Annotated in this window: 16 protein-coding genes; 10 read left to right on the forward strand and 6 right to left on the reverse strand. The window is 67.5% G+C overall.

The window, feature by feature from the left end; translation table 11 throughout:
* Positions 1-111: 111 nt before the first annotated feature.
* Both ACFQ2S_RS03450 and ACFQ2S_RS03455 read right to left on the reverse strand, forming a co-directional pair.
* The gene (locus tag ACFQ2S_RS03450) at positions 112-546 is read right to left on the reverse strand and encodes a CBS domain-containing protein (protein ID WP_386072728.1); all 435 of its coding nucleotides are present in this window, start codon (positions 544-546) and stop codon (positions 112-114) included.
* Positions 543-1,511, reverse strand: a complete 969-nt coding sequence (locus ACFQ2S_RS03455; protein ID WP_386072729.1) for a LysR family transcriptional regulator — start codon at positions 1,509-1,511, stop codon at positions 543-545. Before ACFQ2S_RS03455 ends, ACFQ2S_RS03450 begins: the two co-directional genes overlap by 4 nt.
* A gap of 105 nt (positions 1,512-1,616) precedes the next feature.
* Between ACFQ2S_RS03455 and ACFQ2S_RS03460 the strand changes: the two genes are divergently transcribed.
* The 6 genes from ACFQ2S_RS03460 to ACFQ2S_RS03485 all read left to right on the forward strand — a co-directional run bounded on the left by ACFQ2S_RS03460 (position 1,617) and on the right by ACFQ2S_RS03485 (position 8,372).
* Positions 1,617-3,116: a CoA-acylating methylmalonate-semialdehyde dehydrogenase gene (locus tag ACFQ2S_RS03460; RefSeq protein WP_386072731.1), complete on the forward strand. Its 1,500-nt coding sequence runs from the start codon at positions 1,617-1,619 to the stop codon at positions 3,114-3,116.
* A gap of 153 nt (positions 3,117-3,269) precedes the next feature.
* Positions 3,270-3,677 carry a c-type cytochrome gene (locus tag ACFQ2S_RS03465; protein WP_386072732.1) on the forward strand — a complete coding sequence of 136 codons (408 nt, stop codon included), beginning with the start codon at positions 3,270-3,272 and terminating at the stop codon, positions 3,675-3,677.
* A 275-nt stretch (positions 3,678-3,952) separates the two neighbouring features.
* A complete protein-coding gene (locus ACFQ2S_RS03470; RefSeq protein WP_386072734.1) occupies positions 3,953-4,978 on the forward strand; it encodes a glycosyltransferase in 1,026 nt (341 codons plus the stop codon).
* Positions 4,979-5,031: 53 nt separating this feature from the next.
* Positions 5,032-6,057, forward strand: a complete 1,026-nt coding sequence (locus ACFQ2S_RS03475) for a glycosyltransferase (RefSeq protein ID WP_386072736.1) — start codon at positions 5,032-5,034, stop codon at positions 6,055-6,057.
* Positions 6,054-7,178, forward strand: a complete 1,125-nt coding sequence (locus ACFQ2S_RS03480) for a glycosyltransferase family 4 protein (protein WP_386072737.1) — start codon at positions 6,054-6,056, stop codon at positions 7,176-7,178. Before ACFQ2S_RS03475 ends, ACFQ2S_RS03480 begins: the two co-directional genes overlap by 4 nt.
* Before the next feature lie 54 nt (positions 7,179-7,232).
* Complete coding sequence (locus ACFQ2S_RS03485; RefSeq protein ID WP_386072738.1) at positions 7,233-8,372, forward strand: glycosyltransferase; 1,140 nt, start codon at positions 7,233-7,235, stop codon at positions 8,370-8,372.
* Between the two features lie 205 nt (positions 8,373-8,577).
* Here the strand turns inward: ACFQ2S_RS03485 and ACFQ2S_RS03490 are convergent, their stop codons facing one another.
* From ACFQ2S_RS03490 to ACFQ2S_RS03505, 4 genes are all read right to left on the reverse strand, one after another.
* Positions 8,578-8,997, reverse strand: a complete 420-nt coding sequence (locus tag ACFQ2S_RS03490) for a cupin domain-containing protein (protein ID WP_386072740.1) — start codon at positions 8,995-8,997, stop codon at positions 8,578-8,580.
* Between the two features lie 245 nt (positions 8,998-9,242).
* Entirely contained in the window at positions 9,243-9,848 is a 606-nt protein-coding gene (locus tag ACFQ2S_RS03495; protein ID WP_386072741.1) for a HupE/UreJ family protein, read from the reverse strand.
* 1 nt (position 9,849) lies between these two features.
* Positions 9,850-10,446 carry a HupE/UreJ family protein gene (locus ACFQ2S_RS03500; protein ID WP_386072743.1) on the reverse strand — a complete coding sequence of 199 codons (597 nt, stop codon included), beginning with the start codon at positions 10,444-10,446 and terminating at the stop codon, positions 9,850-9,852.
* A 189-nt stretch (positions 10,447-10,635) separates the two neighbouring features.
* On the reverse strand, positions 10,636-12,072 hold the full coding sequence (locus ACFQ2S_RS03505) for a carbon starvation CstA family protein (RefSeq protein ID WP_386072744.1): 1,437 nt from the start codon (positions 12,070-12,072) through the stop codon (positions 10,636-10,638).
* 384 nt (positions 12,073-12,456) lie between these two features.
* Here ACFQ2S_RS03505 and ACFQ2S_RS03510 point away from each other — a divergent pair, with 384 nt between their 5' ends.
* The 4 genes from ACFQ2S_RS03510 (at position 12,457) to ACFQ2S_RS03525 (ending at position 16,491) form a co-directional block, all read left to right on the forward strand.
* Entirely contained in the window at positions 12,457-13,590 is a 1,134-nt protein-coding gene (locus tag ACFQ2S_RS03510; protein WP_386072745.1) for a carboxylate-amine ligase, read from the forward strand.
* A 199-nt stretch (positions 13,591-13,789) separates the two neighbouring features.
* A complete protein-coding gene (locus ACFQ2S_RS03515; RefSeq protein WP_386072747.1) occupies positions 13,790-14,449 on the forward strand; it encodes a DUF2161 domain-containing phosphodiesterase in 660 nt (219 codons plus the stop codon).
* A gap of 112 nt (positions 14,450-14,561) precedes the next feature.
* Complete coding sequence (locus ACFQ2S_RS03520; protein WP_386072749.1) at positions 14,562-15,146, forward strand: L,D-transpeptidase; 585 nt, start codon at positions 14,562-14,564, stop codon at positions 15,144-15,146.
* A gap of 91 nt (positions 15,147-15,237) precedes the next feature.
* On the forward strand, positions 15,238-16,491 hold the full coding sequence (locus ACFQ2S_RS03525; protein WP_386072750.1) for an Hsp70 family protein: 1,254 nt from the start codon (positions 15,238-15,240) through the stop codon (positions 16,489-16,491).
* Positions 16,492-16,541 lie beyond the last annotated feature (50 nt).

The raw sequence follows: 16,541 nt of genomic DNA on the forward strand, positions 1-16,541 counted from the left end.
GCCGCAGGACCACCAAAAGATCTGTCATGCACGCTTAACATTCCGCAGCGCAGCAATCCACGGCCATCTGGGCGCACCCCCCCTCCGGCCGGGACCTGGCGGTCCCGGGGCTCAATGCCCCATGATCATCCCCTGGAGCGCGTCCTTCTCCATCGCCAGTTCCATCAGCCGGGCCTTGACCACGTCGCCGATGGAAATGATGCCGATCATCTCGCCGTCCTTGACCACCGGCATGTGGCGGAAGCGGCCGTCGGTCATCCGGGTCAGGATGATTTCGGCGTCATCGGCCAGCCCGCAGGTCTCGATGGCGGCGGTCATCAGGACCTCGACCTTGTCGGCCATGCAGCCCGGCCCCCGCTTGCCCAGTTCGCGCACGATGTCGCGTTCCGACAGTATGCCCACGCAGGAGCGCCCGTCCGCCGAGACCACGACGGAACCGATCCGGTTGTCCGAAAGCACCTTGGCCGCCGATTCGACGCTATCGCCAGGCGCCACCGTGATCACGTTCGAAATTGGCTTCCCGTTCAAAATCTGTTGCACAATCATACTGCTGGCTCCTCCCCGGCATGTCCTGTCCTGTCTCCTTCCCCAGCGTCCACCGAGCCGGCAGCTTCTGTCAATGCCTCGCGCACGCGGGCCATCTCCCGGCGCATCCCCGACACCAGCAATTCGGCGAAGCGCGCGAGCCGGCGCACCCGGGCATCGTCGGCGTGGCGGATAAGGAAGAAGCTCCGGTCGAGCGCGAACTGCTCCGGCAGCACCCACTGCAGATTCGGCTCGCCGGCCAGCACGAAATCATGGGTCACCGCCAGCCCGGCCCCGGCGCGCACCATCTGGTATTGCACCGCCGCCGAGTTGGAGGCGATCTGCGGCCGGTCGACGCCCAGGCGTCCGAGATAGTCCAGCTCCTTGTCGAAGATCATCTCCGGGATGTAGCCGACAAGCCGCTGCCCGCGCAGATCCTCCAGCCGCCGAATCGGTCCGGCCCCGGCAAGGAACCCGCGCGAGGCCGCAAGCACCAACCGGTAGTCGGCGATCTTCTGCACCGTCAGCCGGCCGGCTGTCGGCGCGCTCACCCCGATCGCCATGTCGGCCTCGCGCCGGTTGAGATTGAAGACCCGCGGCAGCGCCACGACCTGCACCTCAAGCGCCGGATGGGCGGCAACAATTCCGGTCACCACCCGTGGCAGCAGGAAGTTGGCGCAGCCGTCCGGCGCACCGATCCGCACCGCGCCGGCCAGCCTGTCCCCCTGCCCGCGCACCGCGTCCTCGGCGCAGGCCATCGCCTGCTCGGCCTCCACCGCGTGGGGCATAAGTCGTTCGCCGGCCTCGGTGAGCGCATAGCCCTGCGGCGATTTCAGGAACAGCACCGTGCCGAGCGCCGCCTCCAGCCGCCCGACCCGCCGCCCCGCCGTCGCCGGGTCCAGCCCGAGTGTGGTGCCGGCGGCCGACAGGCTCCCTTGCCGCGCCACCGCCAGGAACACGCGCAGATCGTCCCAGCTCGGGGTCATCGCGGCACCTCCTGCATTTTTGCAAAGCCCTTTTGGGAACCTGCCGCTTTTCGGCGCATTCGTGCAAGACTATTGTGCCGCCAAACCAACATGGAGGAGAGACCCATGGAAGAGATCGGCCATTACATCAACGGTCAGCGCGTCCCCGGCACCTCGGGCCGCTTCACGGACGTCTACAACCCCGCCACCGGCGAGGTTCAGGCCAAGGTGGCGCTGGCCACTGTCGAAGAGATGAACGCCGCCGTCGCCAAGGCCGCCGAGGCGCAGAAGGTCTGGGGCGCGACCAACCCGCAGCGCCGCGCCAGGGTGATGATGAAGTTCGGCGCCCTGATCAACGAACACATGGACGAGCTGGCCGAGCTGGTCAGCCGCGAGCACGGCAAGACCCTACCCGACGGGCGCGGCGACGTGCAGCGTGGCCTCGAGGTCGTCGAGGTCTGCATGGGCGCCCCGGCGCTCCTGAAGGGCGAGTTCACCGACGATGGCGGCCCCGGCATCGACCTCTACTCGATGCGCCAGCCGCTCGGCGTCGTCGCCGGCATCACCCCGTTCAACTTCCCCGCCATGATCCCGCTGTGGAAGATGGCCCCCGCGCTGGCCTGCGGCAACGCGATGATCCTCAAGCCGTCAGAGCGCTGCCCCTCGACCTCGATGCGGCTGGCCGAGTTAATGACCGAGGCCGGCCTGCCCGATGGCGTGCTCCAGGTGGTCAACGGCGACAAGGAAGCGGTGGACGCGATCCTCGACAACGAGACCATCCAGGCGGTGGGCTTCGTCGGCTCGACCCCGATCGCCCAGTACATCTACGGACGCGCCGCCACCAACGGCAAGCGCGCCCAGTGCTTCGGCGGCGCCAAGAACCACATGATCATCATGCCCGACGCCGACATGGACAAGGCCGCCGACGCGCTGGTGGGCGCGGGCTTCGGCGCTGCCGGCGAGCGCTGCATGGCGATCTCGGTCGCCGTTCCGGTCGGCCAGGAGACCGCCGACGCGCTGGTCGAACGCCTCGTGCCGCGCATCGAGAAGCTGAAGGTCGGCCCCTACACCTCCGGCGACGATGTGGACTATGGCCCGGTTATCACCGCTCAGGCCAAGGCCCGCATCGAGGGCCTCGTCGAATCCGGCGTCGCGCAGGGTGCGGACCTCGTGGTCGACGGCCGCGGCTTCAGCCTGCAGGGCTACGAGGACGGCTTCTTCGTCGGCCCCTCCTTCTTCGACAAGGTCACGCCGGAGATGGACATCTACAAGGAAGAGATCTTCGGCCCGGTCCTCAGCCAGGTGCGCACCGACAGCTATGAAGAGGCGCTGAACCTGGTGATCGACAACCCCTACGGCAACGGCACGGCGATCTTCACCGCCGACGGCGACACCGCCCGCGACTTCGCCCACCGGGTCAACGTCGGCATGGTCGGCATCAACTTCCCGATCCCGGTGCCGCTCAGCTACCACACCTTCGGCGGCTGGAAGAAATCGGCCTTCGGCGATCTCAACCAGTACGGCCCCGACGCCTTCCGCTTCTACACCAAGACCAAGACGGTCACCGCCCGCTGGTTCTCCGGCATCAAGGACGGCGGCGAGTTCAACTTCAAGGCGATGGACTGACCCCCACGCCCCTTGCCGAGACGACCTCACCCCGCCGGGCAACCGGCGGGGTGTTTCGTTGAAGCGTCGCGCCCGCCTTGATCCACCTCAGCGACATCCACGGTGGCCCGCAATATCATTCCTCTGCGTCAATCGAAGTGGAGGGAACGGGTCATGAAAAGAGTATCGATTTTCATCGCTGGGCTTTGCGTCGCGCTCGCCCCGAATGCCACGTTCGCGCAGGACCGGAACGTGGAGCTTGGCCAGCAGGAATACCTCGTCGCCTGCGCCGGATGCCACGGCGAAAGCGGCATGGGGGACGGGCCCCTCGCGGACCTGCTGAACATCACCACGCCGAGCCTGCTGGAGCTCTCACAGGCCAATGACGGCAGCTTCCCCTACGAAGCTGTGCTGACCACGATCGACGGCCGCGACGGCGTCCGGGCGCATGGCAGCACGATGCCGATCTGGGGAGAACGCTTCCAGATCTCGGCCACCAGCCAGCGCGGTGAGACTGCCGAAATGGTCGCACGGGGCCGGATCCTGTCGCTCGTCTACTATCTTCAGTCGATCCAGAAGTAGCCGCAGGGGCGCGGCCCGCGTCTCAACCGGTGACCGGAACCACTGAACCACCCTCTCCGCAAGCCGCAACGCTTGCCGGTTCGGGATCGCTTCGCCAAAGGCCGCGCGCCGATGTCCACCCATGCGCCGCAGGGCCTCTCCCCGGCGAGATGCACCTGCTCCGGACCGGCATTCGACAGCGTCCCTGCCCGATGCGGAACCACCCGCCCTGCCCTTGACCCCGCCGCCACGCCATGCGACCGCAGGGCGTTCCCCTGCGCGAAGGGCAGAAGGCAATGCGCGTTCTCTACATCATCCGCGACCGCTCCAGCCGCAAGATCGGCAAGCGGTTGCACCGCTGGGCGGTGGGCTTCATCGACGGCCAGGACGGCTTCTTCGAGGCCGCGCTCCACGAAGCTGCGCAGGTCACCCGGAAGTCCTATGCCGAGGCAATGGCCCTGTCCGATGCCGGAATCGGCGCATTCGACGCTGTGGTGATCAACGGCAAGTCCGGTTGGCCCTGGGAAAAGGACATTGAGGCCGCTTCATCGGCACTGGCCCGCTTCCGCCAACCGATCGCCCTGTTCATTGGCCACGCCCAGCCGCAGACAATGCCATCAGATCGCCTCATCGATCCGGTCAAGGCCGTCTTCAAGCGTGAGCCATTTGCCGACATCGACCGATACTCTCTCTCGCCGAGCAATGCCGCCAAGATCGTGCCGACGCACCTTGCCAATCCGTTGGTGACGCACAGCTACCGATTGACGTCCCGCAACCGCACAAGGCCGCTCCGCCAATATGCCTGGCAGGTCCCGGATGAACACGACGTTTTCTTCATCGGCACGGTGGACCACAACCGCTACGTCGCACGGATCGCCGCGTGGCAGGCAATCCACGACTCCCGACTTCGCGCCATCGGCGGGCTGCTGCCGACCAGGGAATTCGCGGAGAAAGTGCCGGCCGATCTCGTCACCCGGACACTGCCCCGGGCCCACTATCTGAACGCAATGATGAAAAGCAGCATCAACCTTGCGCTCGAAGGCATCGGCCCCTTCACCTTTCGCCACCTGGAACAGTTCTGGGCCGGCGCCTTCACACTCTCGACGCCGAGCATCCGGCCGTTGCGGCTGCGCGCGCCGATCGTCGAGGGGAAGGATTACATCGCATTCGACTCGACGGATGACATGATGGACAAGATCCGCTGGTATCTCGACCATCCCGAGGAACGTGACGCCATTGCCCGCAACGGCCGGGCCGCTTACGAAAAGCTCTATGATGTGGCCGCCCACGCAACCGAGATCCGCGTCGCACTGACGACGTGAACGCGGAACCGTCCATGCGCCGCTGAAGCACGCAGAAGAGGAGCCAGAGGGTCGTGCGCGTTCTGTACATTCCCCGAAGCAGTGAAACCCGCAAACGCAACCGGCGCCGCTTCCATCGCGCCTTGGCTGGCTATGTCGATGGCCCTGAAGGGTTTTTCGAAGCGAGCCTCCACGGTGCATGCAGCGTTACGAGACTGACGCTTCAGCGCGCCCTGGCGCTCACCAAAAAGCAGCGGAAGTCCTTCGACGCGGTGATCGTCAACAGCCGGTCAGGGTTAGAGTGGGAAGACCCAGCCGCCGCACTCGCCGCGCTCGAAGGGTTTCGCCAGCCGGTCTCGTTCTTCCAAAGCCATGACCGGCCCGGTGCAATCGGAGACGATGCACTGCTCGATCGGTTCAAGGTCATATTCAAACGGGAACCCTTTGACGATCTCTCGCGGTATGACATCTCGCCGGCGAATGCGTCAAAGATCGTGCCCACACATCTCTCCAACCCGATGGAACCGATGAGCCATCGTTTGCGGTGGCGCAACCGGACCAGCGCGCCGGCGGAGTTCGCGTGGCAGATGCCAAAGGACCAGGACGTGTTCTTCATCGGCACGGTCTCCGAAAACCGCTATCTGGAACGCATGGCCGCCTGGCAGGCCGTCCTCGATTCCGGCTTGCCGCACCTCGGTGGCCTGCTCCCCAAAAAGGAATTCGCGGCGCGCGTGCCGGACCATCTCGTGACGACACCACTTCCCAGGGCCGAGTATATGAAGACACTCATGAAGACCCGCGTCAATCTTGCCCTCGGAGGCATCGGCCCCTTTACGTTCCGCCATCTCGAGCTGTTCTGGGCCGGCGCCTTTACCTTGTCGACGCCGACGATCCGCGAGATCCGGTTTCGGGTGCCGCTGGTTGATGGCAGGGATTACGTTGCCTTCGAGACCCCCGCAGACATGATCGACAAGATCCGGCACTACCTCGACCACGAGGATGAGCGAAACCTGATTGCCCGCAATGGCCGCGCTGCCTACGAAAGGCTGCACGATGTGAAGGCGCACGGTCGCGAGATCCATGACGCTCTGACGGCATGACCGGACAGTCGCGCCGCGTGCTCTTTCCCTTCTCCGGCGAAACGGTTGGCGGCAGCCATGTCTCGGCGCTTACCCTGGTGGGCGGCCTCGCCGACACCGGATGGGAGCCCGTCGTCGGCGTGCACCAGCCCGGCGGCCTGCTGAGCGATTACCTCGACACGCTCGGCCAGCCCTGGATCGCCCTGCCCGATCTCGCCCTGCCCACCATGGGATCCCTGCGCCGGCAGGCGCCCGTCTTCGCGCGCGCCACCTGGCCACTTTGCAGCCTGCTGCGCGCGCAGGGCATCGGCATCGTTCACACCAACGACATCCGAATGCACCAGCTCTGGGGCCTGCCGGCCCGGCTCGCCGGGGCGACCCACCTGTGGCACCAGCGGACGCCCACGCGCAACCGGCGGCTCGACGCCTATGCCAGACTGGCCACCCGGGTCGCCACCGTCTCCGACTATTGCCGCGGCGAGCTTCCGCCCCGCCTGCGCGGCAAGGCCGTGGTCGTCACCAATCCGGTGATCCTGCCCGAGCCCCCCGACCGAGCCGCCGCCCGCACCCGCCTTCTGGAAGCGCTCGGCCGTCCCGATGCCGGCCCGGTGATCGGCTTCGTCTCCAACATCACCGAGCGCAAGCGACCGCTCGCCATGGTCGCGCTGGCCAGCGCCCTGCGCGCGGCCGGCCATGCCGATGCCGTCTTCCCGATGTTCGGAGACGCCCGCCCGCCGACCGGCCCGGAACTCGACGCCGCTATCTCCGGCGCCGGCCTGCAGGGCACCGTGGTGCCGATGGGGCCGCGTTTCCCGATCGAGCCCTGGCTCGCCGGGTGCGATATCCTGATTGCCCCCGCCCGGCGCGAGGCCTTCGGGCGCACGCTGGTCGAGGCGATGCTCTGCGGCACTGCCGTGATCGCCTCCGACGAGGGCGGGCACCGCGAGATCGTGGATCATGGCCGCACCGGCCTGCTGGTCCCTCCGGACGACCCGCCCGCGCTTGAAGCTGCCGCGCGCCAGCTGCTCGCCGACCCCGCCACCATGCACGGGATCGCCGAAGCCGCCCGCAGCGAGGCCGAGGCCCGCTACGGCCTGCCGGCCCATGTCGCCGCGATCACCGCGCTCTATGCCCGCGGTTGAAACCACCCGCGGCGCGCTCTACCACGGGGCACCGGCAGGCCAGGACCAGACCCCATGAAAAGCTGCATCGCGACCGGCGACTACTATCGCAACGGCGAGACCTTCATCAACCGCCACATCCAGCACCTGTTCGGCGGCGAGACCTGCATCGTGGCCGGCCGCTACCACGGCGAGAACCCGCTCGGCCGGCCGGTCTTCGAACGGCGCAAGGGCGCGGGCGGTGCCGATCGGCTGATCGCCCCATACTGGCTCATTCGCAACACGCTGGTCCACGGCACCTCGCGCCTGCCCTACGGCCGCGCCAAGGCCGAGCTGGCGCAGTTCTGGCGCGACAACGGGGTCGAGGTGATCCTTGCCGAGTTCGGCACCCAGGCACTGGCCGTGGCGCCGCTGGGCAACGAGATGGGCATCCCCGTCTTCACCTATTTCCGCGGCACCGACGCCTCCAAGCACCTGCGCCGCACCCATATCCAGAAAGCCTACCGCAAGCTCATGCCCAAGCTCGCCGGCGTCTTCTCGGTGTCGCAATTCCTGCTCGACAACCTCGCCGCCGAGGGCATCTCCCATCCCAACAGCCACGTCATCCCCTCCGGCGTGAACGTCTCGCTCTTCAAGCCCGCCGAGAAGGAGCCGTCGACCTTCCTCGCCGTGGGCCGCTTCGTCGAGAAAAAGGCCCCCCTCATCACCTTGCGCAGCTTTGCCGCCGCGACCGAAGCCCATCCCGAGGCGCGGCTCGAGATGATCGGCGACGGCCCGCTGCTGGCCGAAGCCAGGGCGCTGGCCGCGAGCCTCGGCGCGGGCGACCGCATGCATTTCCCCGGCGCCATGCCGCATGATTACGTGCGCGAGCGCCTGTCACGAACCGAGGTCTTCCTGCAGCACTCGATCACCGCCGCCGACGGTAACACCGAAGGCCTGCCCACCGCGATCCAGGAGGCGCTCGCCTGCGGCTGCATCACCCTCTCCACCCGCCACGCCGGCATCCCCGAGGCAGTCGAGCACGGGGTGAACGGATTTCTGGTAGAGGAATGGGACGAAACCGGCTTCACCGCCCAGATCGCCCGCGTTCTCGAAGAGGGCCGTCAGGACGAAATGGAGCGCGCCGCCCGCGCCACCGCCGAGGAACGCTTCGACAACGCGAAACTGCTGACGAAGCTGGAGCAGACCATCCTGCGCACCCTCGCCGGAACCTGACCCGGCGGCCCCGCCCCACAAACGCACCATGCTCCCGCAACGCAAGCTCGGGCCCGGCCAACGGACGTGCCGCATCGCCTTGGCTCAAGCCGGAACGCTGCCTGCGACGCAAGGTTGCCGTTCAATGGCGTCTGATTGGCGTCCGGTGGGCGGACTGCAAGGCAGGTGACCAAACGGCGGCCGAGGTTCACGATTCCAGGACGGGCTAGATCGCATCCCGTGGAGGGTGCTCTTTGAACCAGTCGACAATCTGGACCATTTTTGCCTCAAAGGCGCCAGGTGCAAAGATATTCAGCACGATCGCCGGCTTCTCACTCCGGTTTTCAAAGTCATGCTGCACACCGGCGGGCACGAAGATGAAACTGCCCTGCTCTGCATCCCGCCATTCATCGCCAACGAGAAAGCTCATCGTTCCTTCCAGAACGTAGAAGATTTCGTTTTCCTGCTCGTGGGAATGCGCCCCGATTCCTTTGGTATTCGGCTCCATCAACCATTCGGATATCGAGTATTGGTTCGCGGTTTCATCGCCGTCTGCTTTGAAGTTGGCCTTGATCCGGCCCATGTCGTAGCCGCGGCCTTCCCCGCGTTTCAGGAAGATGGGATTTCGTCCGCCTGTGCCTGACACTGTCCACCTCCAGACATCTCATCGATGGTCCCAAGGTATTGCGATGGCGTTTTTTCGTGCAATCCGCAGCATCTATGACCAGTCGGCTCGGAACCGTCATGCGACACAGCCCCTCATAAACCGCCCAGCCCTGCAGACTTGCCGTCGTCCCAGGCGGAGTATGGCTCGCGAGACGGGGAGTGGCGTCCTGCCGGGCCACGCAAGCGCGCTCCGGCGTCGATGCCGTCCCGCTCGCGGCGGGCCCGCTAGGTAACGACAGGACCGGCCAGCCCGAGCGCCAGCATCAGAAGCGAGATCGCCCCGACCCAGGCGGCCGCGACGCGCAGGGCGATCCCGACCCAGTCCCAGGTGAAGCGCTGCTTAAGGACGAGGATGATCCCGAAGAGGTAGAGCAAGCCGAGGTTGGCTCCCACCAGCGAGCCCGACATGGTGAAGAGGCGGTCGCGCAGGGGCCCCGCGTCCGGAATGGACGCAGCCCCGATCAGGAACCCGCCGACCGCCACCAGCGCCACTGCAAGCAGGTGGACCCTGCCCGGCGCCAACGCCGCCAGCCCGCAGACCGCGAAGGCGGTGGCGAACATCGCCGGGTCGAGATCCGCGCTGCTGGACCCGAGGATCAGGCCGAGGATCGTCGCCACCGGGAAAGCGGCAAAGTGATACCGCTCCCGCTCGCTGGCATATCCCGACGCCAGCAGCCCCATCCCGACCATCAGCAGCGCCTGAGCGGGGGTCGAAAAGGGATGCAGCATCCCGATGTAGAACCCCTCCAGCCCGGGAACCGGACTGTGGGCGAAGGCAGGCCCCGCTCCCAGCAGGAACGGGAGCCACGCCAGCCGCCAGGCCCGGGTCACGTCAGGCCACGCCGGTCAGAAAGGCGACCCCGGCAAGCGCGATCACGCCGCCCGCACCGCGAACCGCCGTGCGCCCGGCCGGCCACCGGACCAGCAGGCCGAAGGCGATGCCGATAAGGTGCAGCAGGCCGGTCGAGATCACGAAGCCCACCGCATAGGCAAAGGCATTGACCGTCGCGGGCAGTTCGGTGCCGTGGGCATAGCCGTGGAAGATCGCGAAAGCCCCCACGATCACCGCCGCCACCCAGATCGGCGGCCGCACGGCAAAGACGATCATCAGGCCGAGCACCACCGCGGACAGCGCGATCCCGGTCTCGATGGCGGGAATGGGGATACCGAGGATCCCCGCCACTGCGCCAAAGGCCATGACCAGCGGAAAGACGACCGGCAGGATCCAGATCGCCGGCGCGCCGAGGAACGCCCCCCAGAGCCCCACTGCGACCATCGCCGCAACGTGGTCCCAGCCAAGGATCGGGTGGGTGAACCCGGCGACGAAACCGCCGCCGTATCCTTCGCCGGTATGAGCGAGAACGGGAAAGGCCGAACTTAAATACGCCAGTGTTATCCCGAAAAGGGCAAATGCGAGGCGGTGCGTCATTGAATACTCCCTGGAGACTCGTCCTTACAATGAATTGGTACGACACCTCTGGAAAGCAAACAACTTTTGCCTCGTATACGGACAGGATGCCGCGCGACCTCCCCCTGATCGACCGACCGCGCACAAAAGGGCCCCGCCGAACAGATGTCCGACGGGGCCCCCTCCTCCTGGGTAACTGTCAGGCCGCGATCAGGCGGCGCCCTTCGCCGTGCCCTTTCCGCCCATCGGCTGCACCGGGTGGGCATAGCGCAGGAAGGTCGCCAGCGCGCCCCCGGCGATCACGAGGCTCGCGACGTTGGAGAGGGTCGGGTCGAGCCCGAAGCCGATCTTGTCCTGCAGGATGAAGGCCGCATCCACCGCCGTCATGAAGACGGCCGGTACCGTGGCGATCCAGTGGAACTTGCCTTTCTGGGCGAGGTAGATCGCCGCCGACCAGAGCACCATCATCGACAGCATCTGGTTCGACCAGCCGAAGTACCGCCAGATCACGGCGAAGTCGGCGCGGCTGACGAAGAAGGCCACCACGAAAAGCGGGATCGCGATCATCAGCCGTTTCGAGATCTGCGCCTGGTCCACGCGGAAGGTCTCCGCGAGGATCAGCCGTGTCGACCGGAAAGCCGTGTCGCCCGAGGTGATCGGCAGGATCACCACGCCGAGGATCGCGAGGAAGCCGCCGAAGGTGCCGAGCAGCGTGTTGCAGACCTCGTTGACCACCGCCGAGGGCGAGCCGGAGGCGATCACCGCCTGCAGCGCCTCGGAACTCTCGTAGAAGCTGACACCCGCCGTGACCCAGATCAGCGCGATGATGCCCTCGGCGATCATGGCGCCGTAGAACACCTTGCGGCCGTCCCGCTCGTTGCGCATGCAGCGCGCCATCAGCGGCGATTGCGTCGAGTGGAACCCCGAGATCGCACCGCAGGAAAGCGTGATGAACAGCAGCGGCCAGAGCGGCAGGTCGTTGGGATGGACATTGGCCCGGAAATCGAGGTTCGGCAGCAGCTCGTAGCCGTTGAAGACCAGCCCGCCGAGAACGCCGAAGGTCATGAACAGCAGCAGCACGCCGAAGATCGGGTAAAGCCGGCCGATGATCTTGTCGATCGGCAGGACGGTGGCCACGAAATAGTAGCAGAAGATGAAGAAGACCAGCAGCTGCACGTTCAGCCCGGTCATGCTCGACAGCAGCTTCGCCGGGCCGAGGATGAAGACCACGCCGACCAGCAGCAGCAAGAGCACCGAGAAGACGCGCATCACCTGGCGCGCCGGCATCCCCATGAAGTCGCCGACCACCTCGGGAATGGACTCGCCGCCCTTGCGTACCGAGAGCATTCCGGAGAAATAGTCGTGCACGCCACCGGCGAAGATCGACCCGATGACGACCCAGAGCAGCGCCTGGGGACCGTAGAGCGCACCGAGGATCGGGCCGAAGATCGGGCCGAGGCCGGCAATGTCGAGAAGCTGGATGAAGAAGACCTTCCACGTCGGCATGTTGATGTAGTCGACGCCGTCCTCACGGGTCCAGCAGGGGGTCTTGCGGTCCGGCTCAATGCCGAAGATCCGTTCGACCAGAACGCCGTAGGTGAAATACCCGAGTATCAGCACCCCGACGCAGGCAAGGAAGAAAGCCATTGTTTTTTGTCCCTCCGAGACGTTGCTCGCGCGGCTCACGTGTCCTGTGACCGCGGCCTGAACCCGCCGCGACCCCCAGTCAACCTGCCCCCAGCGCATGTCCGCCATGGCAGGAACAGATGGGTCGGAGCGCCGCTCGGGAAACAAAATTATCCCAATGGGTTAGGCTGAGGTCCAAATCGTGCGCGCAAGATTCTCTCGCAAAGCGGTGCGACAGCAGGCCGCTTGCGGATTTCCAAGCGCCTGCCGCCTTCTTCGGCATGTGAGCGCTGACACCCCGAAAGGCCCGTTCCGGCGGCCGGCATCGTCGCCGCCGCGCGGCGCTGCGGCTTGCGCCCCCGGCCCGGCTCTGCCACCCTCGCCCAACGACGCAGGGAGGGAGAGATGTCGCGCACGGCACCCCAGCTGACACTCGGGATCGAGGAGGAATACCTCCTGGTCGACACCGAGACCTTCGAACTCGCCAACGCGCCGGAGGCGCTGATCGAGGAATGCGCCGGCGCCATGCAGGGCCAGGTCAGCCCGGAATTCCTGCAATGCCAGATCGAGATCGGCACCAAGGTCTGCACCGACATCGCCGGGGCGCGGGACGAGTTGAAGCGTCTGCGCTCCACGGTGGCGCAGCACGCCGCGCGGCACGGGCTGGCCCCGATCGCCGCCTCCTGCCATCCCTTCGCCGACTGGAAACAGCAGATCCACACCGACAAGACCCGCTACAACGAGCTCGAACAGGCGCTGGCCGGGGTGGCGCGGCGGCTGCTGATCTGCGGGATGCATGTGCACGTCGGCATCGAGAGCCCGAGCCAGCGCATCGACCTGATGAACCAGCTCACCTATTTCCTGCCGCACCTGCTGGCGCTGTCGTGCTCCTCGCCGTTCTGGATGGGCCAGGACACCGGGCTCTGCTCCTACCGGCTGACCGTGTTCGACAACCTGCCCCGCACCGGCCTGCCGCCGCTGCTGAATTCCTGGGCCGAGTTCGAGCGGATGACCGGCGTGCTGGTGGATCTCGGCATCATCGAGGACGCCTCCAAGATCTGGTGGGACCTCCGCCCCTCCTGGCGCTTTCCAACCATCGAGGCCCGGATCTGCGACGTGCCGACCCTGCTGGAGGACACGCTGACCATCGCCGCGCTGACCCAGTGCTTCACCCGGATGCTCTGGCGGCTCGCGGCCAGGAACCAGCGCTGGCGGCTCTACGACAACGTGCTGATCGGCGAGAACCGCTGGCGGGCGCAGCGCTATGGCGTGAACGAGGGCATGATCGATTTCGGCCAGCGCGAGATCGTGGGCTTCGACGTGCTCGCCGAGGAGATGGTCGAGATCCTGGCCGAGGACGCCGAAGCGCTCGGCTGCCTGGCCGAGGTCGAGCGGGTGCGCGACCTCGTCGCCCGCGGCACCAGCGCCGACCGCCAACGCACCGTGCGCCAGCAACGGCTCGAGGCCGGCAACGACGAGCAGGCAGCGATGCGGGCCGTGGTCAGCCACCTGATCGACGCCTTCCAGGACGGGCTGTGAGACCAGGCGTGCGGCCGATCCCGAAGCGCTCCCGCCCGTCGTCGACGCATCCTTCGGATGCGCCTCCTCCAGTTGGGCCGGGCCGCGCGCATCCGCGCGCGGGGCGATCTTTCGGACGAAAGATCGTGCCTCCGGCGGGGTTATTTCGCACCAGGAGACCAGGCAAAACACCGCCCTTGCCAACGCCGGGAAACGCGGGGTGAAGGAGACCGATCTCTACGGCCCGGTGAAGGCGTTGCTCGAGGGACAGGGCTACGAGGTGAAGGGTGAGGTCGGGCCCGCCGACCTGGTGGCCTGCCGCCAGGACGAGGCCGCGCCGGTCATCGTCGAGCTCAAGCGCGGCTTCTCACTGGCGCTGATCCACCAGGCGATCGACCGGCAGGCGATCACCGATGCGGTCTATATCGCCGTGCCGCGCGGCGCCGGGCGGCGCTTCCTGAAGGCGCTGGCGGAGAACCGGGCGCTGTGCCGGCGGCTCGGGCTGGGGCTGATCACCGTGCGGCTGTCGGACGGCCACGTCGAGATCCACCTCGACCCCGCCCCCTACCGCCCGCGCCCGGCCCCGGCCCGCCGCAGCCGCCTGCTGCGCGAATTCGCCCGGCGCGAGGGCGACCCGAACACCGGCGGCGCGGCGGCCGGGCCGCTGGTCACCGCCTACCGCCAGGATGCGCTTCGGCTCGCCGCCCACCTGGCCGAGCACGGCCCCTCGCGCGGCGCGGAGGTCGCCCGGGCGACCGGCGTGGCCCAGGCGACGCGGATGATGGCGGACGATCACTACGGCTGGTTCGAGCGGGTGGAACGCGGAGTCTACGGGCTCACGCCCAACGGTCAGCGCGCGATCGTGGCCGGCGCGCCATGATGGACCGAAATCGCGCTCAAATCCCTGTGTGCATGCGCTGCGCCCACTGGTCCCGCGGCCTCGCACCTGCTAGCAGACGCCGCACGACCCTTGGGGAATGAACAGGATTCCAATGACCAAACCGCTCAGCCGGCGCGGCCTGATCGCAGGCCTTGGCGCCCTCCCGCTCCTCGCCCATCCCGCGATCCTGCGGGCCCAGGTGACGCCGATGACCGACCGCCCCACCGATACCGGGGCGCTGCGCAACATCTCGGCCTTCACCCGCCGCAACTGGCAGGACCATTTCCCCTCGCTCGGCGTCGGCGCCATCGTCTGCGATGTCGACAGCCGCGCGGTGCATTACTGGAATCCCGACGGGAGCTACTACGTCTACCCGAGCTCGGTGCCGCTCTCCGAGGACCTGACCAAGCGCGGGTACACCGAGGTCGTCCGCAAGAAGGAAGGCCCGACCTGGACGCCCACCGCCTCGATGCGCGAGCGCGATCCCAGCCTGCCGCAATCGGTCGGCCCGGGCCCGGACAACCCGCTCGGCACCCATGCGATGTACCTGGGCTGGCCGGCCTATCTGATCCACGGCACCCATGACACCCGCAAGATCGGCCGCCCCTCCTCCTCGGGCTGCTTCGGCCTCTACAACGAACAGGTCGCGCAGCTTTACCCGATGGTCGATATCGGCACCCAGGTCCGGGTGATGTAACCGGCCGCCGGCGGCCGCCGGGCCGGGGTTGCGAGCGGAGGGCCGATCGGCTATCCGGGGCGCTTTCCCGTTTCCAGCAAGGGCCGCCGCCATGTCCCCCCGCGTGCTTGCCGTCGATTTCGGCACGTCCAATTCCGCCGCCGCCGTGCTCGATGGCGGCGCTGTGCGCCGGATCCCTGTCGAGGGAACGGCCGACACCCTCCCCACCGCCGTGTTCTTTCCCGCCGACGGCGGCGCGATGCGGATCGGCGCGGCCGCCGGCGCGGCGCTGGTCTCCGGCGAGGAGGGCCGCTATATGCGCGCCCTCAAGTCCATCCTGGGCACCTCCCTCTTTCACGAACAGCGGCTGATCGAAGGCCGCCGGCGCCGCCTCTCGGAGGTCGTCACGGCCTTTCTCGTTGCCCTGCGCGAACGGGCGGAGACCGAGACGGGCGCGCCGCTGCGGCAGGTGCTGTCCGGCCGCCCGGTGCGGTTTCACTCCACCGACGACGCCCGCGACACCCAGGCCGAGGCCGACCTGCGGGCCTGCTACGAGGCCGCCGGCTTCGAACAGGTCGATTTCCTGTTCGAGCCGGAGGCGGCGGCACGGGCGAGCCACGGCCTTGGCGCGGCGGGCGAGACCGGCCTGATCGTCGACATCGGCGGCGGCACCTCGGACTTCTCGGTCTTCCGGCAGGGCACCGGGGGGATCGAGATCCTCGCCAGCCACGGCATCCGCCTCGGCGGCACGGATTTCGACACCGAGGTCTCGATGGCCCATGCCATGCCGCTCCTCGGCCACGGCGGCCAGCTCCGGCGCAGCTTCGGCGACGGACTCCTGCCGGTCCCCAATGCGATCTACCGCGACCTGGCGACCTGGGCGCGCATCCCGTTCCTCTATGCCCGGGACACCGAACGCCACGTCGAGGACCTGCTGGCCCATGCGGTGGAGCCCGAGAAGCTGCGGCGCCTTCAAGCGGTGGTCGGCGAACGGCTGGGCCACGACCTCGCCTTCGCGGTCGAGGATGGAAAGATCGCCGCCAATGCCGGTGGCGCGCGCGCCGAGATCGCCATGGGCTTCGTGGAGCCCGGACTTGCGGCCCCGGTCACGCCCGGCTCGCTCCATGCCGCGCTTTCGGGCTTCGGCGACGCCCTGCGCGCGGCGATCTGGGAGGTGCTGGTCCGCGCCGGCACCCCGCCCCACGCCATCGGTTCGGTGATCCTCGTCGGCGGCTCCAGCCTGATGCGGCTGGTCACCGACGCCGCGACCGAGGTCTGCCCCGCCGCCGCCCAACGGCGCGCGCAGGCCTTCACCGCCGTGGTCGACGGCCTCGCGCTGGCCACCGGAGAGCACGCGCCGGCCTGACATCGACACGGCCCGACCAGCCCTCGTGCGCCTGGACAGCGGGGGACGAT

This window comes from Tropicimonas aquimaris (genome assembly GCF_042676185.1).
GTDB lineage: Bacteria > Pseudomonadota > Alphaproteobacteria > Rhodobacterales > Rhodobacteraceae > Tropicimonas > Tropicimonas aquimaris.

Bases quoted from the DNA above. Each gene is read 5' to 3' on its own strand.
- ACFQ2S_RS03480 (WP_386072737.1), top strand. From the start codon at position 6,054: ATGACCGGACAGTCGCGCCGCGTGCTCTTTCCCTTCTCCGGCGAAACG.
- ACFQ2S_RS03520 (WP_386072749.1), top strand. From the start codon at position 14,562: ATGACCAAACCGCTCAGCCGGCGCGGCCTGATCGCAGGCCTTGGCGCC.
- ACFQ2S_RS03510 (WP_386072745.1), top strand. From the start codon at position 12,457: ATGTCGCGCACGGCACCCCAGCTGACACTCGGGATCGAGGAGGAATAC.
- ACFQ2S_RS03465 (WP_386072732.1), top strand. From the start codon at position 3,270: ATGAAAAGAGTATCGATTTTCATCGCTGGGCTTTGCGTCGCGCTCGCC.
- ACFQ2S_RS03500 (WP_386072743.1), bottom strand. From the start codon at position 10,446: ATGACGCACCGCCTCGCATTTGCCCTTTTCGGGATAACACTGGCGTAT.
- ACFQ2S_RS03460 (WP_386072731.1), top strand. From the start codon at position 1,617: ATGGAAGAGATCGGCCATTACATCAACGGTCAGCGCGTCCCCGGCACC.
- ACFQ2S_RS03455 (WP_386072729.1), bottom strand. From the start codon at position 1,511: ATGACCCCGAGCTGGGACGATCTGCGCGTGTTCCTGGCGGTGGCGCGG.
- ACFQ2S_RS03485 (WP_386072738.1), top strand. From the start codon at position 7,233: ATGAAAAGCTGCATCGCGACCGGCGACTACTATCGCAACGGCGAGACC.
- ACFQ2S_RS03525 (WP_386072750.1), top strand. From the start codon at position 15,238: ATGTCCCCCCGCGTGCTTGCCGTCGATTTCGGCACGTCCAATTCCGCC.
- ACFQ2S_RS03450 (WP_386072728.1), bottom strand. From the start codon at position 546: ATGATTGTGCAACAGATTTTGAACGGGAAGCCAATTTCGAACGTGATC.
- ACFQ2S_RS03505 (WP_386072744.1), bottom strand. From the start codon at position 12,072: ATGGCTTTCTTCCTTGCCTGCGTCGGGGTGCTGATACTCGGGTATTTC.
- ACFQ2S_RS03470 (WP_386072734.1), top strand. From the start codon at position 3,953: ATGCGCGTTCTCTACATCATCCGCGACCGCTCCAGCCGCAAGATCGGC.